19 protein-coding genes and 1 pseudogene are annotated in these 26587 nt (G+C 42.9%); 14 read left to right on the top strand and 6 right to left on the bottom strand.

The annotated features are described in order from the left end of the window. Positions 1 to 60: 60 nt before the first annotated feature. Positions 61 to 2433: a WG repeat-containing protein gene (locus QJS82_RS05560; protein ID WP_281491515.1), complete on the bottom strand. Its 2373-nt coding sequence runs from the start codon at positions 2431 to 2433 to the stop codon at positions 61 to 63. 329 nt (positions 2434 to 2762) lie between these two features. On the opposite strand from QJS82_RS05560, the gene capB reads away from it, so the two are divergent. The 6 genes from capB (at position 2763) to QJS82_RS05530 (ending at position 9291) form a co-directional block, all read left to right on the top strand. After that, positions 2763 to 4526: a caprolactamase subunit beta gene (capB, locus tag QJS82_RS05555; protein ID WP_281491514.1), complete on the top strand. Its 1764-nt coding sequence runs from the start codon at positions 2763 to 2765 to the stop codon at positions 4524 to 4526. Positions 4527 to 4566: 40 nt separating this feature from the next. Beyond that, positions 4567 to 6204, top strand: coding sequence for a hydantoinase/oxoprolinase family protein (locus tag QJS82_RS05550; RefSeq protein ID WP_281491513.1), 1638 nt, complete (start codon positions 4567 to 4569; stop codon positions 6202 to 6204). Continuing rightward, on the top strand, positions 6179 to 6895 hold the full coding sequence (locus QJS82_RS05545; RefSeq protein WP_281491512.1) for a helix-turn-helix transcriptional regulator: 717 nt from the start codon (positions 6179 to 6181) through the stop codon (positions 6893 to 6895). Before QJS82_RS05550 ends, QJS82_RS05545 begins: the two co-directional genes overlap by 26 nt. Before the next feature lie 85 nt (positions 6896 to 6980). Continuing rightward, positions 6981 to 7973 carry a virulence RhuM family protein/type II toxin-antitoxin system death-on-curing family toxin gene (locus QJS82_RS05540; RefSeq protein ID WP_281491511.1) on the top strand — a complete coding sequence of 331 codons (993 nt, stop codon included), beginning with the start codon at positions 6981 to 6983 and terminating at the stop codon, positions 7971 to 7973. A 97-nt stretch (positions 7974 to 8070) separates the two neighbouring features. Beyond that, on the top strand, positions 8071 to 8814 hold the full coding sequence (locus QJS82_RS05535; RefSeq protein ID WP_281491510.1) for a M90 family metallopeptidase: 744 nt from the start codon (positions 8071 to 8073) through the stop codon (positions 8812 to 8814). Beyond that, entirely contained in the window at positions 8815 to 9291 is a 477-nt protein-coding gene (locus QJS82_RS05530) for a hypothetical protein (protein ID WP_281491509.1), read from the top strand. A gap of 152 nt (positions 9292 to 9443) precedes the next feature. Here the strand turns inward: QJS82_RS05530 and QJS82_RS05525 are convergent, their stop codons facing one another. Further along, the gene (locus QJS82_RS05525) at positions 9444 to 10118 is read right to left on the bottom strand and encodes a hypothetical protein (protein WP_271133295.1); all 675 of its coding nucleotides are present in this window, start codon (positions 10116 to 10118) and stop codon (positions 9444 to 9446) included. A 248-nt stretch (positions 10119 to 10366) separates the two neighbouring features. On the opposite strand from QJS82_RS05525, the gene QJS82_RS05520 reads away from it, so the two are divergent. Beyond that, positions 10367 to 10840, top strand: a complete 474-nt coding sequence (locus QJS82_RS05520) for a hypothetical protein (RefSeq protein WP_281491508.1) — start codon at positions 10367 to 10369, stop codon at positions 10838 to 10840. A gap of 317 nt (positions 10841 to 11157) precedes the next feature. Here QJS82_RS05520 and QJS82_RS05515 read toward each other — a convergent pair. Further along, positions 11158 to 12148 (bottom strand): annotated as a pseudogene (locus QJS82_RS05515) (IS3 family transposase); the annotation flags it as partial. Between the two features lie 851 nt (positions 12149 to 12999). On the opposite strand from QJS82_RS05515, the gene QJS82_RS05510 reads away from it, so the two are divergent. The 7 genes from QJS82_RS05510 (at position 13000) to QJS82_RS05480 (ending at position 20179) form a co-directional block, all read left to right on the top strand. Beyond that, entirely contained in the window at positions 13000 to 15603 is a 2604-nt protein-coding gene (locus QJS82_RS05510) for a membrane-bound PQQ-dependent dehydrogenase, glucose/quinate/shikimate family (RefSeq protein WP_192992256.1), read from the top strand. Between the two features lie 257 nt (positions 15604 to 15860). Then, the gene (gene pqqA, locus QJS82_RS05505; protein WP_082894360.1) at positions 15861 to 15935 is read left to right on the top strand and encodes a pyrroloquinoline quinone precursor peptide PqqA; all 75 of its coding nucleotides are present in this window, start codon (positions 15861 to 15863) and stop codon (positions 15933 to 15935) included. Positions 15936 to 16006: 71 nt separating this feature from the next. Next, positions 16007 to 16918 (top strand): pyrroloquinoline quinone biosynthesis protein PqqB, encoded by a 912-nt coding sequence (pqqB, locus tag QJS82_RS05500; RefSeq protein WP_068407044.1) that lies wholly within the window; start codon positions 16007 to 16009, stop codon positions 16916 to 16918. 21 nt (positions 16919 to 16939) lie between these two features. Continuing rightward, positions 16940 to 17698, top strand: coding sequence for a pyrroloquinoline-quinone synthase PqqC (gene pqqC / locus QJS82_RS05495; protein ID WP_102076859.1), 759 nt, complete (start codon positions 16940 to 16942; stop codon positions 17696 to 17698). Then, on the top strand, positions 17695 to 17979 hold the full coding sequence (gene pqqD / locus QJS82_RS05490; protein WP_068407047.1) for a pyrroloquinoline quinone biosynthesis peptide chaperone PqqD: 285 nt from the start codon (positions 17695 to 17697) through the stop codon (positions 17977 to 17979). Before pqqC ends, pqqD begins: the two co-directional genes overlap by 4 nt. Next, entirely contained in the window at positions 17976 to 19130 is a 1155-nt protein-coding gene (pqqE, locus tag QJS82_RS05485) for a pyrroloquinoline quinone biosynthesis protein PqqE (protein ID WP_068407050.1), read from the top strand. Before pqqD ends, pqqE begins: the two co-directional genes overlap by 4 nt. Next, positions 19130 to 20179, top strand: coding sequence for a dipeptidase (locus tag QJS82_RS05480; RefSeq protein ID WP_180952532.1), 1050 nt, complete (start codon positions 19130 to 19132; stop codon positions 20177 to 20179). The genes pqqE and QJS82_RS05480 overlap by 1 nt, the downstream gene beginning before the upstream one ends. Before the next feature lie 321 nt (positions 20180 to 20500). On the opposite strand, the gene ppc is transcribed toward QJS82_RS05480, so the two are convergent. The 3 genes from ppc to dld all read right to left on the bottom strand — a co-directional run bounded on the left by ppc (position 20501) and on the right by dld (position 26522). Next, positions 20501 to 23275: a phosphoenolpyruvate carboxylase gene (ppc, locus tag QJS82_RS05475; RefSeq protein WP_281491507.1), complete on the bottom strand. Its 2775-nt coding sequence runs from the start codon at positions 23273 to 23275 to the stop codon at positions 20501 to 20503. A 270-nt stretch (positions 23276 to 23545) separates the two neighbouring features. Further along, complete coding sequence (lldD, locus tag QJS82_RS05470; protein WP_068408375.1) at positions 23546 to 24688, bottom strand: FMN-dependent L-lactate dehydrogenase LldD; 1143 nt, start codon at positions 24686 to 24688, stop codon at positions 23546 to 23548. Positions 24689 to 24815: 127 nt separating this feature from the next. Beyond that, positions 24816 to 26522 carry a D-lactate dehydrogenase gene (dld, locus tag QJS82_RS05465; protein WP_068408377.1) on the bottom strand — a complete coding sequence of 569 codons (1707 nt, stop codon included), beginning with the start codon at positions 26520 to 26522 and terminating at the stop codon, positions 24816 to 24818. Between the last annotated feature and the right edge of the window lie 65 nt (positions 26523 to 26587).

Genomic DNA, 26587 nt, shown 5'->3' with positions numbered 1-26587 from the left:
ATGTAGCTGTATGAATAATAGCAAGCAAGGCGCTCAATGATGAGCGCCTTGTTGCATTTTTTATTCTTTATACCATTCATTGGTATCTATAAACGCCTGCAAACTTTGGGTTTTAATGAAGGTCAGCTTCTTATCGTAAGTTTCCACTATGTTTTTATGACTGTTGATGGCATATAGCCTGCCTTCAGGATCATAAGGATTCGTTCTAACATCATAGTATTTCATATCAAGTACCACTTTACCTGATAAATTCATTAAACCTAAATTATTGGCTTCACCAACGGTCTCGCTGTCAGCGCTTTTATCTTTGACGACTGCTAAATAAGCGGGGTAAATAAGAGATTGTATATAATCATATGCTATTGGTGCTACAACGCTGCCGTTATGAGCAAAAATACCGTGTTTGCCATTTTTTCCTACGATGTATAGCAGTAGAGGGGCTTTGTTCTCACCCCATACAGCCTCATAGTTATTTGATAGACCTTGTAATTCTAAAGAATCATAAACCGCCGGTATGATGGTTTTACCCTTGTAGTCAATCACCCCGTATTTATCGTCGTTTGTTTTCACGATTATATTGTTTTCATTGTTTGAGCGCTCAATTGCAGCATATTGTGACAAATCACTAATCAGTACTTTGCCTGACGTATCTATTAATACTTTTTTGCCATTTAATTGGGCAAGGATGCTGTCGTTATAGATACGCTCATACATATCCTGATATATAGGCTGAATAAGTACCTTCTTTTCTTTGACGCTGAATAAGCCGTATTTGCCGTCTTTTTCAATCACACTCATATTGTCTAAGTAATCAAGCTTATTATCCACAAATCGATAGTCAGAAAATGGCGTTATGATACTGCCAAATTCATTAGTAAGTTGTTGCTGAGTGCCTTTGGTAAAGACAATACCGATATTATCCTCGGTTCCATGTGAGTCGCTAAGTGGGGTGATATCGTCATAAATAAGTGCTTTTACTGTCTCATTATTATCTGTCAGTAAGCCATACTTATTGTCTTTTTTTACCTTTATAAACCTATTGAAATAGCTGAGTTCATCGTAAATGATGGGTATCAATACCTTGTTGTTGCTATCAACCAAACCAAACTTATGATTTATTTGAGCAATATATGAGCTATTAGATGGGTTGTATAGGGTTGCTCCAAGCGTATTATCCGCTTCTTCAGTAGCTCCTTCAGCGCTTGTAGCCTCATAAATGACTTCCTCTTCAGTACTGACGTCCTCCTCATTTTTTAATAATTGACTCTCTATTTCATGCAAAGTGTAAGTACTGTCTTCACTTAGCTCAAGGCCATCATAGAATTCACTGACCTTAAGTTTGCTATCAGCACCCTTGGTAACAATACCTATTTTTTGATTGTAGGCGGCCAAGATAGGAGCGTTATATTGGCTATACTGACTGTATAAATAGTCAAAGCTCGCTGGTAGTACGATGGCCCCACTATTATTAATGATGCCGTACTGACCAGATTTTTTATACTCATATAAATGGCTGTTTAGCAGTCTAATACTGGCGTCAGATTTTATTAGCGGTACACCTTTACCGTTTATTAGGCTTTCGGAAATAACGGTCTCTCTATTCAAATGACCAATATTGCCAGTGCCTTTAGGAACGTAGGACTTAACACTGAATATCTGCTTATCTTCATTAAAGTTTTCGATATCTATATTTTTGGTAAAGGGTACGACGACTTTTTGATACTGATCGATTAAACCGACTTTGTCCCCTAATTTTGCCTTCATAAACAGACGTTCATTAGGGCAGGTGTCTAGTAACTCTAACTGGTCATACACAGGGGTAATCAAAGTCTGTTTTCTATCATTGATTAAACCGTATTTACCATCTTTTGAAATCATAAAGTAGGTAACGTTATTGGTTTTATCCGCATACAGATAATTAGTTTGGATATCTTTATCGAATACTTTGCTGGCAGGATAAAGACAATCACCTGCGCTATTGGCTATTGCGGTGGCTTCTTTACTACCAAAATACTTGGTTAGATGATAAAAATTATTGTCTAAAACCTCAATAGCACCATATTTGAAGTCTAAAACCATCTTTCCAGTTGCATCAATAGCGCCAAAGTAGCCATGACGTTTGGCGACAATACGCCCATCTTCATAGGCTTTGATGTCATATAATTTGTCTTGAACGACAGCACCTTTATCATCGATAAGCTGATAATAAGCATTGTTGGCTGCCAATGTTAGCTTATGAGGGTGGGCGTTGTTTAGCTCATCAATTTCAATGGAATACAATTTACCTTGATCACAACTACAAGTGTCGGCGTGGGCGCTTTGCGTCGTTGTTATCGAAACGATGGTAAGTGATGCTAACGCTAACGAGATGGCTAAGCTTAATTGACGTACCTTAGTTGCAAATGATTTGGCGTTCATAGTGGTTATTGGCATATTTAATCAAATTTTGTTGGTAGTAGGAGTTGAAATTTACCCTATATATATAGATTCATTGGCAATAGCTTTGTTTGATTAATAGAAGATAAACAAACTTTTTATAGCTACAGCTGTACACTCACAGTCAAAAACTCTGCACGCACAGTCAATCTATTTTGCCAAAACCTCGCTATAGTGAAAAAGCTTGATCATTAGGATAGATGATAAGCCAGATAAAGCGCGCGCTGAAGGATAAGGATAAATGGTCATATAGACCAGCATATTCTCTTATTTCTCTTATATAAATGCGCTTATTCTGACCCAAATTTCTCGACAAGGAGTCTTTCATGAGCAACGCTCACCCCTCTATAGATCCTATTACCTTGTCTGTCGTACGTGGTGCCCTAGAAACGGCGCAGCGTGAGATGACAACCACCTTAGAAAAAACTGCCCGTTCGAGTGTCTTTAACTTAGCCCATGACTATAGCAATGCGCTGTTTGATCATTTGCCTGAGATGATTTTGCAAGGGCAAGATATTCCCATTCATTTAGGCTCACTCATGCCAGCCATGAAGGCCGTCGCCGAATATTATGGTGATGACATTCATGAAGGCGATGTCATTTATCATAACGATCCTGTGATGATGGGCAGCCATATCCTAGATTGCTGTATGTATAAGCCAGTATTTTATAAAGGTGAGCTGGTCTTTTGGACAGTCTGTAAAGGTCATGTCACTGATATCGGTGGCCCTGTACCAGCAGGCTATAACCCTGACGCCAAAGAGATATATGCCGAAGGCTTACGCATTCCGCCTATTAAGATTTGGGAAAAAGGCGTCAGACGTCGTGATGTGATTAACCTCATACACAGTAATATGCGTTCACGCCGTAATCAAGAAGGCGATCTCAATGCTCAATATGGGGCGTGTGCCGTTGGCGAGCGTAATATGATTGCGCTGCTAGACAAATACGGGGTTGAAACGGTGCGCGGTGCGATTGAAGAGCTAAAAAATATGGCTGACCACCATATGCGCTCATTAATCTCCTCTATCCCAGATGGCGATTATCATGGCGAGGCGGTGTTAGAAGACTCAGGTCATGGCTTGGGTGATATGACCATCAGCGCCGACATTGTCATCAAAGACAGCGACGTGTATATTAAAATCACCAGTCCACCGCAAGTCCCTTACTTTATCAACTCTTATGCTGGTAATTCCATGTCAGGGGTATTACTTGGGCTAATGATGTTTGCCCAAGTAGAGCCGCCGTATAACGAAGGCTTATATCGCTGTGTGACCGTTGATTTGGGTGAGCATGGCACCTTATGTAATGCCAAAGAACCTGCACCGCATGTCAACTGTACGACCACGCCGATGGAAACTTTAACTGACGCGGTACGTATGGCATTTGAAGCAGCAGCACCAGAGCGCGTTACCGCCTCTTGGGGACATTCGTCAGGGATTAATATCGCTGGTATCGATCCAAAAACTGGCGAGCAATACGTCACCATGATTTTGGCGTCTATTATTTCAGGCGCAGGCGCCACCCAACAAATGGATGGATGGCATGCTTGTGGACCATTGAGCTGCTTTGGGGCGTTAAGCTCGGGTGATATCGAGCTGTTAGAGTACCAGTATCCTATCTTAATCCATAAATATGGCTTGGCAGAAGACAGTGGCGGTGCAGGCGAGTACCGCGGCGGCTGTGGTACGGTTTGGGAAGTTGAGCCATTAGACCATACTATGACAGTTATTGCCTTTGGCGAAGGTCGTCAGCATCCTACTATGGGCGCCGGCGGCGCGGAACAAATCTCACCTGAGCTGAAAGTTGGGCGTCTAGAGATACTACATAAAGACGGGAAAACGGATTTGTATAGAAAAAACACCGTTACGGAAATCACGCCGGGTGAACGCGCGCGGAATACCAATCCGGGTGGCGGCGGCTACGGCAGCTCATTTGATCGCGATATTCAAGCGGTCATCAAGGATGTACAAGAAAGGATTATCTCAATCTCTGCGGCAAAGATTGAATACGGCGTGGTAATTGACCCAGAAACTTTGACGCTAAATGAAGCTGAGACTGAGTACTTACGCCGCCAGATAACCGCATAAAACACACATTGAACTTTCATGATTGAGTTAAGGATGACTTATGAACAACGATTTTCGTATTGGCGTTGATGCTGGCGGGACTTTTACAGATTTTGTCTTGGCAGAAAAAACCGGTGACATTCATCTGTTTAAAGCGCCATCGACCCCAGAGGATGGCACCTTAGCCATTGCCAATGGTTTACAGCAAATTGCCAACAAATTTAACCGTCCTATCGAGGACATCATTCAAGCCTGCGATTTGTGTATTAATGGTACGACGGTTGCACTGAACGCACTGATTCAAATGACGGGCGTGAAAGTGGGCTTGCTATGCACCAAAGGGCATGAAGACAGTATCGAGATACGCTTAGGGCACAAAGAAGAAGGGCACCGCTATGATGCCAGTTACCCGCCAGCGCCGCAGATTGCTACGCGTGACCGCCGCTTTCCTATCCGTGGTCGTATCTTGGCAGACGGCACTGAACACGAGCCGTTACATGAGCAAGATATCCTCGATGCGATTGAAGTGTTAAAACAGCAAGACGTGCAAGCGGTTGCCATCTCTTTTGTGTGGTCTATCCGTAATACCGAGCACGAACAACGTGCCAAAGAGTTGATTGAGCAGCATATGCCGGGGGTGTTTGTCTGCTGCGGTAGTGAAGTATATCCGCAGATTAAGGAATATACGCGTACCTCAACGACACTGGTTAATGCCTATTTAAGCCCGGTTATGGCGTCTTATGTACATAAGATTGATGATTACTTTAAGGCACTCGGCGCTGAGCAGCCGGTCCGTTACTTTCAGTCGAATGGCGGGCTTGCGGTCGGTAACATCATGCGTGAACGCGCGGTTAATGCCATCAATTCAGGACCCGCATCAGCACCGCAAGCAGGACTGTATATTGCCAGCGCCTTTGGCATTGATAACATTATCACCGTTGATATGGGCGGGACGTCTTTTGATATCACGATGGCCAAATCTGGTCGAACGAGCCTAAACCGTGATATTGATTTTTTACGCAATCGTATTGGCGTGCCGATGATTCATGTTGAAACGCTGGGCGCGGGCGGCGGCTCTATTGGTCATGTAAATAACTTTGGGATGCTCGAGGTCGGTCCACAAAGTGCTGGCGCGACCCCAGGTCCTGCGTCTTATGGTAAAGGCGGTGAGTTACCAACGGTGACCGATGCTAATCTGGTGTTAGGTTACCTTGAGCCCGATGCCGTGCTAGGCGGATGCGTGACTTTGGATAAAGACAAAGCGCTGCAAGCGGTGCAAAAACACATCGCCGATCCATTAAAAATTGACTTGGCACATGCCGCCTTTGGTATCAGTGCCATCGTCAATCAAAACATGGCAAATGGTATTCGCCGTATTACCATTGAAAAAGGCTATGACCCTCGCGACTTTGCGCTTATCTGTGCCGGCGGCGCTGCTGGCATGCATATTGTTGATTTGGCAGAAGAGATGGGGATTGGTACTATTTTGATACCAAAGATTGCCTCATGTCTCTGCGCCTTTGGCCAAATCATCTCTGATATTAAATATAACTATCTTGCCACGCAGATGATGATTATTGCGCCAGATTCAGAGCTACAGTCACTCAATGCCACCTTACACGAGCTAGAAAGTTTGGGCGTACAAAAGCTGTTAGAAGATGGTTTTGTAGAAGATGATATCATCTCCTGTGACCGGTAGCGTCCGTTTTGCGCAAAAAAACCGCCAATTAACCTCAAGCCCGGGTCAGTTCTTTATTGAATTATCAAACTTACCTTATGAGTTTTATCATCTGCAGCAAGTGTCGTTATATGTGATTAAGGTGCCTTTAGCGCTATTAACCCCGCAAATGGGCACTATAGAGCGGCAGTTTGCCCGCAGTCTGTCTATTGATGAAGGGGCAGGCAGGTTGCTGGTTTTTCAAATCAGACAGATATTAGAGCTGATTCAGCAGCATCGATTGGCAGCTTTAGAGGTTAAAATCCTAGAGCAACAGCTGCTTAACCTTATTGTATTGACATTAAGCGCCCCGAAAGAGGTGATGATGAGTAGCAGCTCGTCCATACAGTCGGTACATCTAAAGCGCATCGAGCATTACGTCCATCTGCACCTAGAAAACCCCGCTTTAACCCCAGCGATGGTCGCTGCTGCTTGTCATATATCGGTCAGATACTTGCATAAACTGTTTGCTGAGTTGCCCTATAGTTTTTCGGAATGGGTAAAAGAGCTACGTTTAAAGCAGGCCAATCATATTTTAAAAACCAAAAGTTACGTAACCATCGATGAAGTGGCGCATAGAGTCGGTTATGGTGACCAAGGTTACTTTTCACGCATTTATAAGCAGCATTTCGGTTATACGCCGCGAGATACTCCAAGCACAGGCACAAGATAGTCATTGTTATGTACTCTTTCATGCAGTCGCTGTATGATTTATGAATTGAGCATAAGCGCGTATATTAAGTTAAGGAAAAACCAAGATGACTGATGCGACGAATGATAAAACAGCAAAAGTAGAGATATATGAAAGCGCTGATGGAGAGGCGCAGGTAGACGTTCGCTTCGAGCAAGAGACTGTCTGGCTCACGCAAGCACAAATGACCGAGTTGTTTGGTCGTGACCAATCAGTGATTTCGCGTCATATTGCCAATGCTATAAACGATGAAGAAGTGGCCGAAAAAAGCAATATGCAAAAAATGCATATTGCAAATTCTGATCGCCCTGTGACGTTTTATGACTTAGATGTGGTTATCTCAGTAGGCTATCGCATCAAATCTCCCCAAGGTGTGCAGTTTAGACGCTGGGCAACCCAGCGCCTACGTGAATACTTGGTTCAAGGCTATACACTCAATCAAGAGCGCTTTGATAAAAACTCAAGCGAGCTACAACAAGCGTTAAACTTAATTAGAAAAACCGCGCAAAGTCCTGAGCTGAAAACCGATGAAGGACGCGGCTTGGTTGAGATTATCAGCCGTTATACACAGACATTCTTATGGTTACAGCGCTATGATGAAGGTTTGCTTGATAATCCTGCAGGAGAAGATGGCGGTATCTTACCCAGTCCGACTGAGGCAATGGCAGCGCTGACGGATTTGAAAGCGCAGCTGATAGCAAGGGGCGAGGCGACTGAGTTATTTGCCAAGCCTCGCGGTGATGGGTTGGACAGCGTATTGGGTAATTTAGAGCAGACGGTGTTTGGCGAGCCTGCATACCCGACCATCGAGAGTAAAGCGGCGCACTTACTGTACTTTATGGTCAAAAACCATCCTTTTACCGATGGCAATAAACGCAGCGGCGCTTTTTTGTTTGTAGATTTTTTGCATCGTAATAATCGACTGCTCAATGATAAAGGTGACATGGTTATTAATAACACCGGGCTTGCCGCATTAACATTATTGGTCGCCGAGTCTGACCCCAACCAAAAAGAAACCTTGATTAAATTAATTATGAATATGTTGTCGTTAGAATCTTGATAAATAGGCTTATTGTCAGCACCATCTAACCTCTTAAAAATACATAACGCCAATAATAAAAAGCACAGTCTAACGACGAAATTAAAGGAAATTAAATATGTTTAGCATGATAAAAGACTGGCGCGAGCAGCGCATATTGGACAACAGCGAGTTTACCCATGCTGACTGGCTGCAAGCGGCTAAGCGTATTGTGATACTTGAGAGGCTAAACGAGGATGAGCTAACACACTTGTTTGAGCTGGCGACGTTGTTTTTGGCGGATAAGTCGATTACTGGCGCGCAGGGTTTTGAGATTACCGATGCGGTTAGGCAATCTATCGCCTTACAAGCTTGCCTGCCTATTTTAAACCTAAGCCTTGAGTGGTACGCTGGCTGGTCGGCCATTATTATTTATCCGGGTTCTTACAAAAGCGAAACCACCACCGTCGATGAGTTGGGGGTTGTCCATGAGGGCAGTCAGCACCGTAGCGGTGAAGCGTGGCTGCGTGGTCCCGTCATTCTTTCGTGGAAGGATGCCAAACACTCAGGTGAGCGCGATGGTCACAACGTCGTCATTCATGAGTTTGTGCATAAACTTGATATGCTAAATGGTCGTGCTAATGGCTTTCCGCCGCTGCAAGCGGATATGGATCCGGCGCGCTGGACTGAAATTATGACGCGAGATTTTGAGGATTTTCAAAGCCATCATAAATCAGGTCTCGACCGTTATGGCGCGACCAATCCTGCGGAGTTTTTTGCGGTACTGAGTGAGGTATTTTTTGAGACGCCGCAAAAGCTGATTGATGCTTATCCTGATATTTACGACATAATGGTGAAGTTTTTTCGCCAAACGCCGCTATGAATGAAAGGTGTCTTGGTAAAAGCGATTAGAAAAAACCATACTTACGAGAATATGAATGTCATGAAAAAATTGCTAATTTTAATTTATGCTTTGCTGATAACGCATCCGGCCTATGCTATCAATGCGCCCTCACAATATCCTAAAGAGCTGCAAGAATTAGGAGTATATATAGATTCAACACTCGATAAAGTCAAAAATATAACTGATAATGAAGATTTTTGTTCAACTCAGTCAGCTTTTGCTTTCAATATTATGGAGATGAGACAAAAAGGGGTTGGTTATAGTGACATTTATCATTTAATGAATATAAACAACAAAGCAGATTTAACGACAAAAGGCATGGATAAACTAGATAGTTATAAGGGCGTTTTTGAAGAAGCATATGATTATCCAGTATATGAAAGCAAAGAGGATAAGGCTACTGCTACTACCTTCTATATGACCTATAAAAATCATCAATGTTTACTCAGTTTATAAGTGTTTTTACGGATTTTTCAGTCGCTAATTTCTTAATTATCCGTTTAATAGCTTAAAAAAACCATAAAAAGGGCAGTGTATTGATTTAATAACACCGCCCATTATTGTTGGTTTTTATGACTGTAAGCACTTGTTTTTATAGGTAAAAATCTTTAAACCGTCCATTGTTCATTGACAATAGCAACCAGATAACGTTTGCCTTGATACTCATCAAACACTAAGCGCAGGATACGCCAGTCCATACCAGAGTATTGCTCTGAGCCTTTATGATAAAACTCAACAAACTCTGAATTGGGGTAAATCTCTTTTAAATTATTGATCATACTGCCGTTATGCTTAAACTCATTAACGCTGATACTGGCATTGTTATATTTCTCACCAGCGACCCACGTATCTAAGTATTCTGGTAGCGGAATCACCAATGTGTCGCCAGAGCCGTCCAAATCCCCCCAAGTAAAACGGATTTTGGCTTGTTGTAAGTATTGGGCGAATTGTTCACGGCTAAAGACTTTATCGGTCTCAGGGCGCACGTAGGCATACATTGAAAAACGCACGCCGCGCGTCGGATGGATATCATTGGTGATGCGCGCAAAGTCGTCATTCGCTAGGGCACGCTGAATACGCAAAGCTTGCTGTCTAAGTGTTTGCTGGCTGGCATCAGAGACGATAGGCGCTGAGGTATTACCATTTTGCTGACTGGGTATTTTGACATTGGATTCAGCAGAAGATGAGCAGCCAGTCGCAACAAGTATGGAGACAAAGCATGCAGCAGTCGTTAATTTATAAAAACCTGACTGAAAAATATTAAAACGAGATGACGGCATCATAAGAATATCCTTATCGTAGCTTATTAAAATTATAATAGCGGCATTGGACCTGAGACCTAAATAAGTACTGAGTTAAATGAGGTTTTGCTCATCAATATTACTCATAACTGCTCAAAGTTAATAATGGTGCTGTGTAAACAAGGTTTTTGTCCGATAAACCTTACCAACACAATTGTGCAGTAAAGTGGTAGTTTATATGTGTTTTAATGAATATACTACTAAATATGTGATAGCAGATGGAGGACGCCATGCAGAAGACACTATTTTCTATAATGATGCTATTCCTAGGGTTTTCTGCTATTTCTGCGACCGCCAATCTAACAGAGGCCTTACAGACGGCTTTCGCCATGAAAGTCACGACCATCGCTGATATGTACCAGCAAGATGTGAACAATCAGGGTCAAGATTATCCGGTGGTATTACAACAATATGGCAACCAAGAGCTACAGGCGGCCATGCGGCTTGAGCAAGATTACTTTGCTAGAGAGCAAACCTCATATCATATTGGTTATGACGTGCTGTGGAGCTCCCAAGATCCTGACTATGGGCAAGAGAAAAAGTTTTCAATGACCCCGCAAGGATTGGTTCAAGTCAGCTTGGCGCAAGGCAATGATGTGTATTATGAATTGTCCTGTGATGATTCTACCTGCCAAGTGGCAGACGTTATCTTAGATGAGGACGGCTCATCTTTACGAGAGCATCTGCAAAGCGCTTGTCGTTAACTGAAATCTGAAATATTGATTGTGTGCCGAGACTGATACTAATTTTAAATGCTGATAAAAATATTTATGAATAAGCACAAATAGAAATCAATGGAAGTATTTGCAAATCGCAGTGTCTAAGATGCAGTGTCTAAAATATTATCTGCTAGACTCTTAAGACCGTTGGTTCGTTTTCGCATAATGTATATTATGTTAAATAGACAATACCTGATGATAAGCTCATGGAATCATCATTATATGATAAACCCTTATTAAGGTTGGTTGATGATTGATTAATTCTCATACCTACTAACTATTCATAAAGTCATCTTCATCAACATCCTCGTTTGATTGTAGTACAACTCGATATATCTAATGATATTGGTAATAGCGGCAAACCTTGTTTTATAGTCTTGGTAATATACTAGTTCGTTCTTCAATATGCCCCAGAAGCTTTCTATGGGTGCGTTGTCAAAGCAGTTACCTTTAGCGCTCATTGAGCTTGTAAAGTGAGGCTGCTTGATGATCTTATGGTACGCGTGGCTACATACTGGCTGCCTATTTTAGAGTGAACGACTAGCCCTTTACTGGGTCGTTTGTTCTTGATGGCCATGTTCAATACTTTGCATACTAGATCTGCTGTCATGCGTTTGATGATGGCGTAACCGACAAGCTCTTTAATGAATAAGTCTTTAACGCCTGCTAAATACAGCCAACCCTCATTTGTCCAGATATAGGTGATGTCATGGCCTTGCTCGGTGAGTGTTGCATGCAAACGTTCATAACCATAACGTTCTTTACTTTCACTGTGAGCGGCTTTAACTAGTAGCTCACAATGGTTGCGATGTATCTGCTGCTCGCTGATATCGCGACTACTCCAGTCGTAATAGCTTGATGGTTTGACGCTTAACACACGGCACATAGAGACGATACTAAAGACCTGTCTATTAGTTTTTATAAAGGCGTACTTTACTAGCTGTGCTTGGCAAAGTACGCCGTCGCCTCACTCGAGCATAGCTCTCCCCTTGCGTCGGGGCGAAGCAATGCTCCGCTTTATCCCTCCTCATTTAATATCTCTCGCTCTTCTTCAGCAACTTTAAGTTGTCGCTTGAGCTACTTTATTTCTTGAATAGCTGCCATAAGATCAGGTTCATATTGCTGAGTGCTGATAAGCTTGCCTTGATTGGCTTTATTGTGCCAATTAGATAAGGTCTGCATGGCGATGCCAAGCTGCTTTGCGGTCGCTGAGATATTGCCATTATTGTCTGCTATCTTCTTGACTGCCTCGGCTTTAAATTCGTCACAGTAGGTTCTTACTTTCTTGGTCATGATAAACTCCGATTAATACGCTTAGTTTACCAAATTTACCTCTACGGTTTCTTCAGCATAGCTCAAACCATTTTTTAGTAGTCATGGTGTTTAGTCGCACGCCTTCGCCTTTGACGTATATCATCCTAAGCACATATTAGGCATCAGCATCACCTTGATTAGCTTCGCGTTGAACTTGGCTAAAATCAGTAACCATAGCTGACACAGACAGCATCGCTGCTGCTAAAAAAGGATATATTTACGTGTTAAAGAGGTTTTAGGGAGGGTCATAGCAGATTTCTATAGATAGTTTTTTGGAACTTAAACTTATGTATTATTCTCATGATAGCAGAGCTATTTTCGAGCACTCGAACCGATGACTTTTTTTGCATGAAAACCATTTAACGTAACATCTCTAGGAAGAAGCTCAGTCTGCTAGTGAGGACTTGAGTCTTAGGCTATGCATTTATGGATTTATATCAAAAACAGTTTAGGGCGTGTCTTCAATTCAATCGATGGACATCTAAATGGGCTAAAAATGGCTAAATTTTGCCAAACTTCATCAAATAGCTAGGTAATATCCCGATATTAACGGCGCTATTTTCCTTGTTTGACTACAATTTATCTAATTTTTATTACCATTTTTAAAATGAAGACACGCCCTAGTATCTAAAACACTTACCAAACAGTTTTTCCTATCTTACCTCACCTTTACTGATCTTGTGTATAAGTGATAAAATAAAGTCCAAAACGTTATTCGACGTTTGATTTATTTGTTAATTACATAGGTATGTAATGATGGACGTCTAGTTTTAACTGGTCGTCCATCATTGCATGCCAATCTGCTTTTATATAAACAGGTGGTTCCGCTCATGGAAAAATTCATAGCTATTATTATGGCGGTTTTTGCCGCACCTTTGCTTATTGGAGGTACCTACTTACTCTCGTTAGGCGGTAGCGCTTACTATGTTATTGCTGGCATTACGATGCTTGTCACAGCATTCTTGCTATTTAAAAGACATTGGAGCGCCTATGGGCTCTATACTATTTTTATTATAGCGACCCTGGCTTGGGCGCTTTGGGAATCTGGGTTTTATTGGTGGGCACTGGCAACTCGCTTGGGCTTTCCGCTGATATTTGGTTTATTAATGTTATTGCCATGGGTATCTAACAAGATGCAGGGTAATAAAACTCGAGTATCAAAGAGCTCTGATAAAAATTTAGTTGCTAATGGTACATCGAGCTTACATTCCGAAAATCTTATTACAACTCCCTTCAAAGACGCCAAAAATAACTCAAAAAACCCTATTTATTATTGGGGATTGCTGGCTAGTGTGGTTGTGGGCGCACTGATCTCTTTTGGTAGTATGGCTAATAATGCCACCGATAAGTTAGGTGAACTCAATTTAACTGCCAAAGATGGTGCTGATCAAAATTCAACACCTACAAATCTTGGTGTTCCGTTATCAAATGGCGAGCAAACGCCAGAGGGTGAGTGGAGCGCGTATGGTGGTACTGACTATGGGCAGCGCTACTCGCCTCTGACTCAAATCACCACTGATAATGTCAAAGACTTAGAGCTTGCTTGGCAAATTCAAACAGGTGATGTCAAAGGTCCTAATGATATCGGTGAGACCACCTATCAGGCAACTCCTTTAAAGATTGGCAATGCCCTATATATGTGCACTCCACACAACTGGGTATTAGCTTTGGACGCAGACTCTGGTCAAACATTATGGAAGTTTGACCCCAAAGTAGGAAAAAATCTACAACGCCAACATCAAACGTGTCGAGGCGTGTCCTATTATGCAGGTCAAGCTGGTACTGATAGTATTTCTCCAGTTATTAATGATGAGACAAATAGTAATAATGCAGCTGTGACTAACACAACTGTCAAGACCGGCCATACACCAGTTCAGAAAGTAGCTGGTAATACCTTTGAAAACGCGTCTAAGCAATGCGATGCAAAAATATTTATTCCAACTTCCGATGCTAAGTTATATGCACTTGACCCAAATACTGGGCAACGTTGTCAAGATTTTGGTAAAGATGGTGCTTTAGATTTAATGCACAATATGCCATTTAAACAAGCGGGTTATTATTATTCAACGTCGCCTCCGATAGTGGTAGGCAATACGATTGTGGTGGCAGGTGCCGTTAATGATAACTACGACGTCAATTCACCTTCTGGTGTTATTCGTGCGTATGATGTCAATACTGGCGAGCTACTATGGAACTGGGATTCAGGAGATCCTGATAACACAGCGCCTTTCGATGTCAATGATCCAACTCAGATGTACAAAACCAGTTCACCAAACTCATGGGCGATCGCCAGCGCTGATGAAGAACTTGGTTTGGTCTATTTCCCTATGGGCAATCGTGTACCGGATCAATTAGGCAGCTATCGAACCGCAGATGAAGAAAAATATGCGACGTCTGTTGTCGCTTTAGACATTAAAACAGGTAAAGCGCGCTGGGTTCAACAATTTGTTCACCATGATCTTTGGGATATGGACACGCCAGCTCAGCCAAGCTTACTTGACTTAAAAACCAAAGAAGGTGTTCAGCCTGCACTGGTTGTTCCCACCAAACAAGGCGATGTGTATGTATTGAATCGCGCAACAGGCGAGCCAATCGTACCGATCAAAGAACGCGCCGCGCCGCAAGGTTACTTGGTTGCAGGTGAACATGCCGCTCCAACGCAACCTTACTCTGGTTTGAGTTTTGAGCCGCCGATGTTGAAAGAAAAAGACATGTGGGGCGCTAGCCTCATTGATCAGATGATGTGCCGTATTGAGTTTAACCAACTCAATTATGATGGTCGTTATACACCACCATCGACGAATGGCAGTTTGGTCTATCCTGGTAACTTCGGTACCTTTAACTGGGGCGGCCTCGCCGTTGATCCTGAAAATGGCGTAATGTTTGGTATGCCAACTTATTTGGCATTTACATCAAAACTCATTCCTAGAGACAATCTTGGTGAGGGAGAAACCAATACAGGAGAGCAAGGAGTTAATGAAAATAAAGGTGCAGATTACGCGGTAGAGCTGGGACCATTTTTATCACCGTTAGGCATTCCTTGTCAGCAACCACCATGGGGCACAGTAGCGGGTGCTGACCTAGCAACCGGTGAGATTGCCTATCAACGTAGAAACGGTACCGTGCAAGATTTGTCCCCTATTCCATTGAAGTTTGAGCTGGGTGTTCCTGGTATTGGCGGACCCATCATCACAAAAGGAGGCGTAGCATTTTTGTCAGCGGCTACTGAAAACAACTTCCGCGCCTATGATTTAAAAAATGGCGATGTATTGTGGAATGTTCGTATTCCAGCAGGTGGCCAAGCGACGCCTATGACTTATCTAAATTCTAAAGGTGAGCAGATGGTCGTATTGGTAGCTGGTGGACATGGTTCAGTTGGTACTACTATTGGGGATTATGTTATGGCTTATAAACTTGCTGACAAAGCCAAGTAACATCATACCTGTTTAATGAAGCGGTAATGATTTGATTCATTGCCGTTTTATTACTAAGGCATATATCCAATTTACCTTACAATGAACAGTGGTATATGCCAAGATAAGTATAGTTTGATTACTACTGTTAGACTGCGTAACTAAAATGTTTCCCGTCTTTTTACAGATTTGACAGCAGGGGCTAGATTAGAATACCATTAAAGATTCTTTTTACTAATCTTACTTATTAGCTAGTGAGATCTTTCCGGAGTAATCCTATGCAATGGACTAAACCAGCTTTTCAAGATATCCGTATCGGTTTCGAAGTCACTATGTATTTTGAAGCGCGTTAAAATTTACTAGACTTAAATACATTAAAAGCCCTAGATGATTAGGGCTTTTATTTTTTTGGAAATATTGATTTATGTATATTCACGTTTTAGGCTCAGCGGCTGGTGGTGGTTTTCCACAGTGGAATTGCAATTGCTATAATTGTCATGGTGTTCGTCAAGGCACAATTGAAGCAAAGACCCGCACCCAGTCTTCGATAGCCATATCAGAGAATGGCATAGATTGGATTTTATTCAACGCGTCACCTGATATTCGTCAGCAATTATTTGAATTTAAGGCGGCACAGCCAGCACGTAACCTGAGAGATACAGGCATCACGAATGTGGTTTTGATGGACAGTCAGCTTGACCATACGACTGGGCTATTGACCCTGCGAGAAGGGTGTCCGATTCCTGTTTGGTGTACTGAGATGGTCTACCAAGATCTCACGACAGGGTTTCCTATTTTCAATATGTTGAAACACTGGAATGGTGGCCTGCAATATCACCAAATTGATCCGAAACAGACCTTTAATATTGAAGGTTTTAGCAATTTAGAATTGACGCCTTTGGTGATTAGAAGCTCGGCACCACCCTACTCGCCACATCGTAATAACCCCCATGATGGCGATAATATTGCGCTGATTGTAAAAGACTTAAAAACGCAAAAACAACTCTTTTACGCGCCAGGTTTGGGCAAAATTGACGATGATATTATGCAGATTATGGAAGCCTCTGATTGTGTGATGATTGATGGCACTTTATGGACTGACAGTGAGATGCAAGAATGCGGTGTCGGTACAAAAACAGGCCAAGACATGGGGCATTTACACATTAGTGGTGAAGATGGATCACTGCACTATTTAGATCAGCTCAAAAACATTCGTAAGGTATTGATCCACATTAATAACACCAACCCAATATTGAATGAACAATCTGAACAGGCTGCAACATTGAAACAACACGGTGTTGAAGTGGCGTTTGATGGTATGCAGATTGAATTGTAAGGCGACAGCAAAATGAAGATAATGCAAGAAGAAAAAATAGCCCTAAGCGTAGAGGCCTTTGAACAAGCGATTATGGCTAAAGGTCAGTATTACCATATTTACCACCCTTTTCATATCATGATGCATGAAGGACAAGCGACTCAACAGCAGATTCAAGCGTGGGTCGCCAACAGATTCTATTATCAAATCAATATTCCCTTGAAAGATGCGGCAATCATGGCGAATTGCCCCGATCAGCGGGTGCGTCAAGAGTGGATTCAGCGCATGATTGATCAAGATGGCGTGTATCCTGATGGTGGCGGTCGTGAAGCATGGTTGAGTCTGGCAGAAGCGGTTGGTCTTAGCCGCGAACAAGTGATTTCTGAAGAATTGGTGTTGCCGGGTGTACGTTTTGCAGTCGATGCTTATGTAAATTTTGCGCGTCGTACCTCATGGCGAGAAGCAGCCAGCAGCTCACTGACAGAGCTTTTTGCCCCGCAGATTCATCAATCGCGCTTAGAGTCTTGGCCAAAACATTATCCTTGGATTAAAGAGCAAGGTTATACCTATTTTCGCTCGCGCTTAAGTCAGGCCCGCCGCGATGTTGAGCATGGCCTAACCATTACGCTCGACTCATTCAAAACAGTTGAACAACAAGAGCGTATGCTAGAGATTCTACAATTTAAACTGGATATTTTGTGGACCATTTTGGATTCTTTGAGCTTGGCCTATGTCCATAATCAAGCCCCTTACCAAAGCGTCACTGATGATAATGTCTGGCATAAAGGATTGTTCAAATGAGTTTACCTGAACTAGATCACTCTATCGTCCCAGTATGGCGTCATGGTTATCGCTTTCAGTTTGAGCCTGCACAGAACGCTTATGTGTTGCTGTACCCTGAAGGGATGATCAAATTAAATGAGAGTGCCAGCATCATCGGTCAACACATTGATGGTCAAGCGTCCATTGCTGATATTATTAAAAAGGTGAAGGCTATGTTTGGTGATATACCTGAAATCGAGCAAGACATTATCGAATATATGTTGGTGGCTCAACGTGAACATTGGATTGATTTAGTATGACTGCGCCAGTAGGACTGCCATTATGGCTATTGGCTGAGCTTACCTATCGCTGCCCATTACAATGCCCTTATTGCTCTAATCCTGTTGATTATGCTCAGTATAAGCAGGAACTGACAACGCAAGAATGGTTCGATGTTCTTGATCAGGCGCGGCAAATGGGCACGGTGCAGCTCGGCTTTTCTGGCGGTGAACCACTCGTTCGTCAAGATTTAGAACAATTGGTCGCTTATGCTCATAACAAAGGTTTTTACACCAATTTAATCACATCAGGCATGGGATTGAACGAATCTCGGATTGCTCGATTAAAAGAGGCTGGCCTTGACCACATTCAGATCAGTTTCCAAGCCAGTGATCCAACGGTTAACAATGCATTGGCTGGCTCAAAACATGCCTTTGAACAAAAGTATGAGATGTCACGTCTGGTCAAGCAGTACAACTATCCTATGGTGCTCAACTTTGTCATTCATCGGCAGAATATTGATCAGATTGATCAGATTATTGAGCTGTGCTTAGAGCTGGAAGCCGATACCGTTGAACTGGCCATTTGTCAGTTTTATGGTTGGGCATTTGAGAATATCGAAGGCTTACTACCAACCAAAGCGCAAGTGGTTCGAGCCGAGCGTATTACCAATGAGCACCGCAAGAAAATTGAAAAACGTGGCATCAAATGTAAACTCATTTTTGTCGTTCCTGATTATTACGAAGAACGTCCTAAACCCTGTATGGATGGTTGGGGTAAGATTTTCTTGACTGTGGCACCGGACGGCACAGCCCTACCTTGCCATGCCGCCAGACAATTACCAATACAGTTCCCTAACGTACGCAACACCCAACTTGCAGATATTTGGTATGAGTCTGCGAGCTTTAATCAGTTTCGCGGTGACGATTGGATGCCTGACATGTGCCAAAGCTGCCCAGATAAAGAGCGGGATTACAGCGGCTGTCGTTGCCAAGCGTTTATGCTGACTGGGGATGCCAAAAATGCCGATCCTGTGTGTGGCAAATCACCTTATCATTATCTGATCGAGGAAGCGCGTATAAACAGTGAAACGCCAGTTTCCTTTGAAGAGTTACGCTTTAGGAACCCTAAAAACTCAAAGCTATTGAGTCAAGAGCAATTAATTCCTACTCGTACGGTAATGGATGAATAATGAATGCTCAGCCTGTGATATTTGATGGACATAACGACCTATTGACCCGACTGTGGCTGAGTGCAGCCGCAGATCCTGTGCATGATTTCATTTATGGTACGCTACCAGGACATTTGGATTTACAACGTTGTCAGAAAGCGGGATGGATGGGCGGCTTATTTTCTATTTTCCTGCCGCCCTACGCTTATGTTAAAAAAAACCATCCTGACAAGTTATCAAATCTCTCAGGCTTAGATTTTGAGCCGCAAAAAATCGTGGATATTTGCTGTGCACAGTTGGCACTTGTGCAACAATTACAGGCGCGATCAGACGGTCAGATTCAGATTTGTAAGTCTTTAGCGCAAATTCAAGCCTGTCAGCAGAATCAGCAATTAGCCATCATCCTTCATTTGGAAGGTGCTGAGTTTTTAGCCATTAAACCTGAGTTATTGGATGTTTTTTATGATGCAGGTCTTAGAAGTATAGGGCCACTCTGGAATAGAAAAAGCCTCTTTGGTGATGGCTTAAATGCCTCCTTTCCTCATTCTCCCGATACAGGATCTGGTCTCACGGATCAAGGTAAAGACCTCATTCTAAAGTGTCGTGAAAAACATATGCTAATCGATGTGTCGCATATGAATGAGCGTGCTTTTTGGGATACGTTAGAGATTATTGATCAGCCCATTGTCGCGACACACTCTAATGCACACGCGTTATGTCAGCAAGCAAGGAATTTGACTGACCAGCAACTGGCTGCCATTAAACAAAGCGGTGGTATGGTTGGGGTGAACTTTGATGTTGCATTTCTTCGTGCTGACGGTCAACGCAACACGCAAACTTCAGTTGATGTGATTGTCGATCATCTTGATTATCTAGTTGACCATTTAGGCGAAGATCACGTCGGTTTTGGCTCTGATTTTGATGGTTGTCTATTGCCAGATGAGTTATCTGATATCAGTCAAATCTCTATGCTGATTGAGCACATGCAACAACGACATTTCTCCGATCCACTCATTGAAAAGATTACGTCAAAGAATTGGTTCACTGTGCTGGATAGGATATGGCAGTGATAATCGAGCTTTTTGAGAGGCAATATTTTTTTCTAACATCTTGTCTCAATTGCTGCCTAATTAATAGACTGTAGTGGCATAATCAAGCATCTGTTTCACCAAGTTACATACGGGTCGTCTCGATAGCTGGTAGCTGACTGACCCCTACCGTCAAATCCGTATAAAAAAATTCGGGAGATTTTAGTTAGGGAGCCTGACGATAGAAACCCACCCACATCTAAATTAGTTGACCCTTACACCTTTTCAACCTTCTTAATTTAATTAAAGGAAGTCAATGTATTTAGGTCATAAGTTAGATATCTGAACGTAATTCTCTATTAATTAACCCGTATTGCGTAGACCCGCTGCCAAAGCATTGATACTACGGATTAATGGATCTTCAACAGCAAGATCATCGTCATTATCTGTAGCGTCTTTTTGTCTGGCACGTTTCAACAACTCGATTTGGATATAATTAATCGGATCTAAATAAGCATTTCGCCATTGTAGTGACGCGGCAAGGCTTTGCTGATGCGCCAATAACGATGTCTGGTTAAGCAAAGAGTTCAAACCTGAGAAGGTTAGATGATGCTCATCGATTACCGCTTGCATAATCTTTTCACGTAATCCCTCATCTTCACATAACTGACTATAAGCCTGAGCAATGCTCATCTCAGATTTGGTAAAAGCCATTTCAATATTACTAATAAATACGTTAAAAAATGGCCAGCAACTGTTCATCTCCCTCATTAAAGCTTCGTCTTGTTTAACACTATGAAGAGCACTACCTACGCCATACCAAGCTGGTAGGGTAAAGCGCGCTAAAGACCAACCAAATACCCAGGGAATCGCCCGCAAGGTTGTCTTACTAGGCAGACCTTTGTTACGGTGCGCTGGGCGTGAGCCGATATTTAATAAAGAGATTTCCTGCACTGGCGTCACTTGTGAGTAGAACTGATAAAACCCTTCGGTATGGTCAGTAAGCGTACGATAACTTTGTTCACCCGCATCGGCTAGACGCGCAAAGAGTGCTTCATAATTTGGTAGTTCAGGCGGTTGCACCACAAATCTTGTTGAGCACGCTTTGAGGGTACCAGTGATGCCCATGGTTAGCTCAAACACAGCGGTATCGGTGTTGGCATATTTGGCATAAAGGACTTCGCCCTGCTCGGTGACTTTAATTTCTCCATGCAGTGTCCCTGCGGGCTGAGCGGCAATTGCATTATGTGTTGAGCCGCCACCACGACTGACAGAGCCACCACGGCCATGAAACAAGCGGGTTTTGATACCATATTCCTCAGCGATACGGTTAATGGTTTGCTGCGCGCTATACAGCTGCCATGCAGAGGTGATAATACCGCCATCTTTTGATGAATCTGAATAACCCAGCATGATTTCTTGCGTGTTATCTAAGTGTTGCAGCAACCCTCGATAAAGCGGATTATCCAAGACGGCAGGTAAAATCTTATCGATACTTTTAAGGTCTTCGATGGTTTCAAACAAGGGTGCGACGGGTAAGTCAGCGGACAGTTGCCCTTCGTCATTCACTGTACATAAGCCTGCAAAGCGCATGAGTAGTAACACTTCTAATAATTGACTGGCGTTATTGGTCATTGATATGACGTAACTGCCAAACGTATCTTGCCCGACCAGTTTACGTAAGGTTGCCACAGAGTTCATCAAAGCCAATTGTTCGCGTGTTTTATCACTCAAGTTATCGGTATAAATGAGCGGTGTACCGGGCTTTTCAAGTAAGCGCGTTAGCCATTCTTGGCGCTCAGTTTCAGTGAGCATTTGATAATCTGGCAGATTAGAGGCATTGGCAAAAATATCAGCTATCACCTCGCTATGATAAGAGGACTCTTGACGAATATCGAGCGCTGCCAAATGAAAACCACAGGTTTTGACCAAACGAATCATATCAAGTAATAAGCCTTCGCCATGTGCCGTATCGTGAGTATTGACACTTTTCCGAATGATGCGTAAATCTTCTAACAATTCTTGCGGATTGGTGTAAGCATCTTTTTCAGCCTCGCTATCACTACCTTTGCTTTGAATATGGCTATTAGTCGATTTTATTTTGGCAAGAATAATCGATAACAGTCTTCGGTACGGCTCATTGTTGTAATCGTCAGTATTGTAATCAAAGACTCGTCTGTCGAGCTCACGATAACTTTCAATTTTTGTATACACGTCAGGTTCGATAGCGACAATTGTATCGCTGTGAATCAGTTCACGACGCAATTTTTTGATCAACACTTGATAGTGACGCAAGACGGTATTGGCATGCATCAATACGGCCATTTCTGTGGTGTCATGAGTGACAAAGGGATTGCCATCTCTGTCACCACCGATCCAAGAACCAAAGCTCATGAACGCCGGTAAGGGATAGTCTGTTAGCTCAGGATAGATATCAACAATGGCGTCTTTAATATTACGGTAAACTTTGGGAATGGCGCTGAATAAACTGGCATTGAAATAATGCAGGCCATTATTGATCTCGTCATAGACTAAAGGTTTACGCGTCCGTACTTCATCAGATGACCATAATAAATCAATGGTTTGCGCCGTTTGTTCTTTCGCTTGCTCATAGGCGAAACTGTTTTCAGGAAGATTATTCAAAGCATCGCTATGCTTGAATAAACTCTGCAATAGATTCATCGTCGTACGGCGACGCGCTTCAGTCGGATGGGCGGTGAATACTGGGATAAATTTTAGTTGCTCAATCAGCTCTTGCATTTGGGCGGGTTCAATATTGCGCTCACGACATTCAAGCAGCGTACGCCGAAACGAGCCTTCCCAGCTATGTTCCGATTGCATACGCAAGGCTTGACGTTGTTCTCGTAAGTAATTTTCTTCACTGAGATTGGCTAAGAAGAAATAGATAGAAAAGCTGCGGATGACATTTTTTAAGGTTTGGTTGTCTAACGAGGCAATAAAGTCGATGAGTTGTTGCTGGTTCGCTGCGTTAGGCGCCCGGCGTTGCTGGATAAAACCTTGGCGTAGGGTTTCAATCGTGTTGAGTGTTTGTTCGCCCGTTTGCCGAGAAATCGCCTCTCCTAGAAATGAGCCTAATAAGCTGATGCGTTCACGTAGTACGTCGTTATCAATAGTCATCCTTGATCTCCTGATCAAATTCATTCAAATATAGTCGTGCGGTCTTAAATGTAGGTTTTCTATGGTGTAAGCCATTTAACCTGTTTATGTGGATCTCGAAGCTCTCGCTTCTCATCAGCCAAGACGTTGTCAGCTTTATGTATTAATCATTTATTTTTTGGTGATACTGGGTCAGCCATTCCTGTAATGGTATATCTGTCTATCCCTAGTCAGCCAACAATATTATGAGTTTCATTATTACGATTGATGACTAAACTAACGGCTTCAAGTTTAATTCTCCAGCTTTACTAAACAGTCAGAATTAATATCAGCAATCGTTTTGGCACCAGTCAAGGTCATTGCGACGCGTATTTCTTTATCTAGCAGTTCTAACAAATTGCTTACCCCTGCACCGCCATCCGCTGCTAAAGCATAAATAAAAGCGCGCCCTAGCATGCAAATATCAGCGCCCAAAGCCAACATACGCACAATATCTAAGCCATTACGTATACCAGAGTCGGCTAAAATTTTAATCTCTCCTTTAACTGCATCGGCAATAGGAGGCAGAGCACGTGCACTGGATAAAACACCGTCCAGCTGTCGCCCACCATGATTCGATACGACTATGCCGTCGGCTCCAAAACGCACCGCATCTTTGGCATCTTCTGGGTCCAAAATACCTTTGATGACCATAGGCCCATCCCAGTACTCGCGAATCCAATCTAAATCTTTCCAAGAAATAGAGGGGTCAAAGTTATTACCTAGCCAGCCTATATAGTCTTCCAATCCTGTTGGCTTACCTAAATAAGTAGAGATATTGCCCAGATCGTGCGGACGGCCATTTAGCCCTACATCCCATGCCCATTGCGGATGCGTCATAGACTGTAAGTAACGGCGCATAGCAGCATTTTTACCGCTCATACCAGAGTGCATATCTCGGTAGCGTGCCCCTGGTACTGGCATATCTACCGTAAAAACCAAGGTCGAACACCCCGCCGCTTTGGCACGCTCCAAGGCATTTTTCATAAAACCTCGGTCCTTTAATACATAAAGCTGAAACCACATCGGACGGTTAATTTTAGGCGCTACTTCTTCAATCGGACAAACCGAAACTGTCGACATGGTAAACGGAATGCCTTTTTGATCGGCTGCCATAGCGGCCTGCACTTCTCCGCGGCGGGCATACATACCTGTCAGACCCACGGGTGACAACGCGACAGGCATAGACAGAGTTTCATTAAATAACTGCGTCTCGAGACTAAGCAGTGACATATCATTTAGTACACGTTGTCTAAGGGCAATTTTCGATAAATCTTCAACATTATGTTTTAAGGTATATTCCTCATAAGCACCGCCATCTATATAATGAAATAGAAATGGTGGCAGTCGGCGCTTGGCAGCAGCCCTGTAGTCGTTTGGAGATGAAATAATCATACGCTTGCCCTTATTCTGTTAAATATCTATGTAATATTTTTGAATCTCTAATTATTTATTGATTAGTGCTAAACGATGGATGCAATTGGCTTATTTTTGAAGCGGCAAGCTCAACCCACACTCACTATTACACACAGCACGAGCAGTTACGTTTGGTTTTCGACATTTTACCGATGCCGGGATTAAAGCTATTGGTTGGGTCTAGGCTTTTATAGAAATTCTGCAAATCAGGCTCTGCTTCGTATAGATGCCCTACATTATGCTCAGCAGGATATTTGGCTCCGCGTGCGCTCAATAGCTCTAACATCATCTTTTTAACAAGGTGTGCATCACTGCCCTTCTTCAAAATATAATCTTGATGAAACACATAGCAAAAGAAGTGTCCGTAATACAGCTTCATCTCTAAGTGTTTTTCAATTTCTTCAGGTAGGGTTTCAAGCCATTCTAATTCATTACGCGGTATGGCAATATCTAATGCCAATATCTCACCAACTTCTTTTTCATGTATGATTTCATAGCGTAATGCGGCACCGGCTGCCGCAAAACGATTTAAAAGCGCGCTTTCTGACTCTTCCTGGCTACATTCAAAATAGTTACCCGTGTCTGAAGCAGCAAAGAAGGTCTTCAGAAAATCCTGTGCCTCTGCTATCCCTTCATCACTCATTTTTAAGATTAGGTGATGCTCATATTGTTCACGATACTCAATCATGCGCTTCGGTAAATGCTTTGGAAATAGAGTAGCGATGAACTGCATGACTTTGTCAGTAAAATGCTTTGGCATCCATGACCACTTATGAAATTTAGCGTCAATAGCGCCTTTGATAGAAAACAATCTAGGTAAGGCATCTGTGCCGAGATGCTTAATACTTAGGAACGTGTCTTTACCGTATTTAGCGGAGACATCAAATATATCACGATGCATATACTCGCCCACTTCAGGGATATTGTCGAAGCTTGATAGTATCTGCCTTCTGAGCTGTGCAAGCTCACTCACACTGTTAGTGCCTATGTAAAAGGTTTTCTCTTTTGCCGCTATTGGATAAGTGTCAAGACGTACTGCAAACACCGCAAGCTTGCCAGCGCAGCCACTGGCTTCATACAGTCTGCGCTTGTCCGCATTAAAGCGACTGGGCGTGCTTGCATCAACGTCTTTTACTCTGGCGATGTACTCTTTGTCAGATGCGAGCTTGCCACTATCAGGTAATTCTCTTTTATCAAAATTACCATTTTGCAAATTAGTCAGTATTTCTTCTGGCGTATCACCTAGCTCTACGTCTAGATGATTAACCAATACCAGCTGTCCTTGTTCGTTTATTTGGGCAAACAACGCAAGCTCGGTATAGGCGGGCCCTCTTTTGACCAAAGCCCCACCAGAGTTATTAGATATACCGCCAATAATAGACGCGCCTAACGTCGAGGAACCGATGACGGAATGAGGCGCTCTATTGACAGCATTAAGCTGACTTTGTAGCTGATGCAATGTCGCACCAGGCAAGCTGATCACTTGCTCGTTGTCATTCACCAAATACAACTGGTTCATTGCAAGCGTATTAATCACCACAACTGGTCTATCGTAGTCATTACCGCTCGGTGTTGAGCCTTCAGTCAGACCTGTCTTAGCCGCTTGCATGATAATGATGCAGTCGCCTTCAACGCATACTTCTAGGCTACGCCAAATCTCCAGCAGTGTTTGCGGAAATAAAACGGCTAAGGCACTGCCACCACCAGAGCGCCACCCCATTCTATAGTGCTCATTTTTCTCTGGATCAGCCTGTACATTACTAGCACCCAGTAATTGTGTTAGCTTGTCTAGTACTTGATCAGGACTAAGCATGCCTTGAGAATCGCGATTTGACGAAGATATATGATGCTCCTTATCTTGTGATTGTGTGTCATTCA

Origin of the sequence: Psychrobacter maritimus, from assembly GCF_029953575.1 — a bacterium.
Classification (GTDB): Bacteria; Pseudomonadota; Gammaproteobacteria; order Pseudomonadales; family Moraxellaceae; genus Psychrobacter; species Psychrobacter maritimus.
This window is presented reverse-complemented; position numbering and strand designations above follow the sequence as displayed.

Bases quoted from the DNA above. Each gene is read 5' to 3' on its own strand.
- QJS82_RS05540 (WP_281491511.1), top strand. From the start codon at position 6,981: ATGACTGATGCGACGAATGATAAAACAGCAAAAGTAGAGATATATGAA.
- QJS82_RS05560 (WP_281491515.1), bottom strand. From the start codon at position 2,433: ATGCCAATAACCACTATGAACGCCAAATCATTTGCAACTAAGGTACGT.
- QJS82_RS05510 (WP_192992256.1), top strand. From the start codon at position 13,000: ATGGAAAAATTCATAGCTATTATTATGGCGGTTTTTGCCGCACCTTTG.
- pqqB (WP_068407044.1), top strand. From the start codon at position 16,007: ATGTATATTCACGTTTTAGGCTCAGCGGCTGGTGGTGGTTTTCCACAG.
- QJS82_RS05530 (WP_281491509.1), top strand. From the start codon at position 8,815: ATGAAAGGTGTCTTGGTAAAAGCGATTAGAAAAAACCATACTTACGAG.
- QJS82_RS05480 (WP_180952532.1), top strand. From the start codon at position 19,130: ATGAATGCTCAGCCTGTGATATTTGATGGACATAACGACCTATTGACC.
- pqqC (WP_102076859.1), top strand. From the start codon at position 16,940: ATGCAAGAAGAAAAAATAGCCCTAAGCGTAGAGGCCTTTGAACAAGCG.
- QJS82_RS05520 (WP_281491508.1), top strand. From the start codon at position 10,367: ATGCAGAAGACACTATTTTCTATAATGATGCTATTCCTAGGGTTTTCT.
- QJS82_RS05550 (WP_281491513.1), top strand. From the start codon at position 4,567: ATGAACAACGATTTTCGTATTGGCGTTGATGCTGGCGGGACTTTTACA.
- dld (WP_068408377.1), bottom strand. From the start codon at position 26,522: ATGCTTAGTCCTGATCAAGTACTAGACAAGCTAACACAATTACTGGGT.
- lldD (WP_068408375.1), bottom strand. From the start codon at position 24,688: ATGATTATTTCATCTCCAAACGACTACAGGGCTGCTGCCAAGCGCCGA.
- QJS82_RS05535 (WP_281491510.1), top strand. From the start codon at position 8,071: ATGTTTAGCATGATAAAAGACTGGCGCGAGCAGCGCATATTGGACAAC.
- pqqE (WP_068407050.1), top strand. From the start codon at position 17,976: ATGACTGCGCCAGTAGGACTGCCATTATGGCTATTGGCTGAGCTTACC.
- QJS82_RS05545 (WP_281491512.1), top strand. From the start codon at position 6,179: ATGATATCATCTCCTGTGACCGGTAGCGTCCGTTTTGCGCAAAAAAAC.
- pqqD (WP_068407047.1), top strand. From the start codon at position 17,695: ATGAGTTTACCTGAACTAGATCACTCTATCGTCCCAGTATGGCGTCAT.
- ppc (WP_281491507.1), bottom strand. From the start codon at position 23,275: ATGACTATTGATAACGACGTACTACGTGAACGCATCAGCTTATTAGGC.
- capB (WP_281491514.1), top strand. From the start codon at position 2,763: ATGAGCAACGCTCACCCCTCTATAGATCCTATTACCTTGTCTGTCGTA.
- QJS82_RS05525 (WP_271133295.1), bottom strand. From the start codon at position 10,118: ATGATGCCGTCATCTCGTTTTAATATTTTTCAGTCAGGTTTTTATAAA.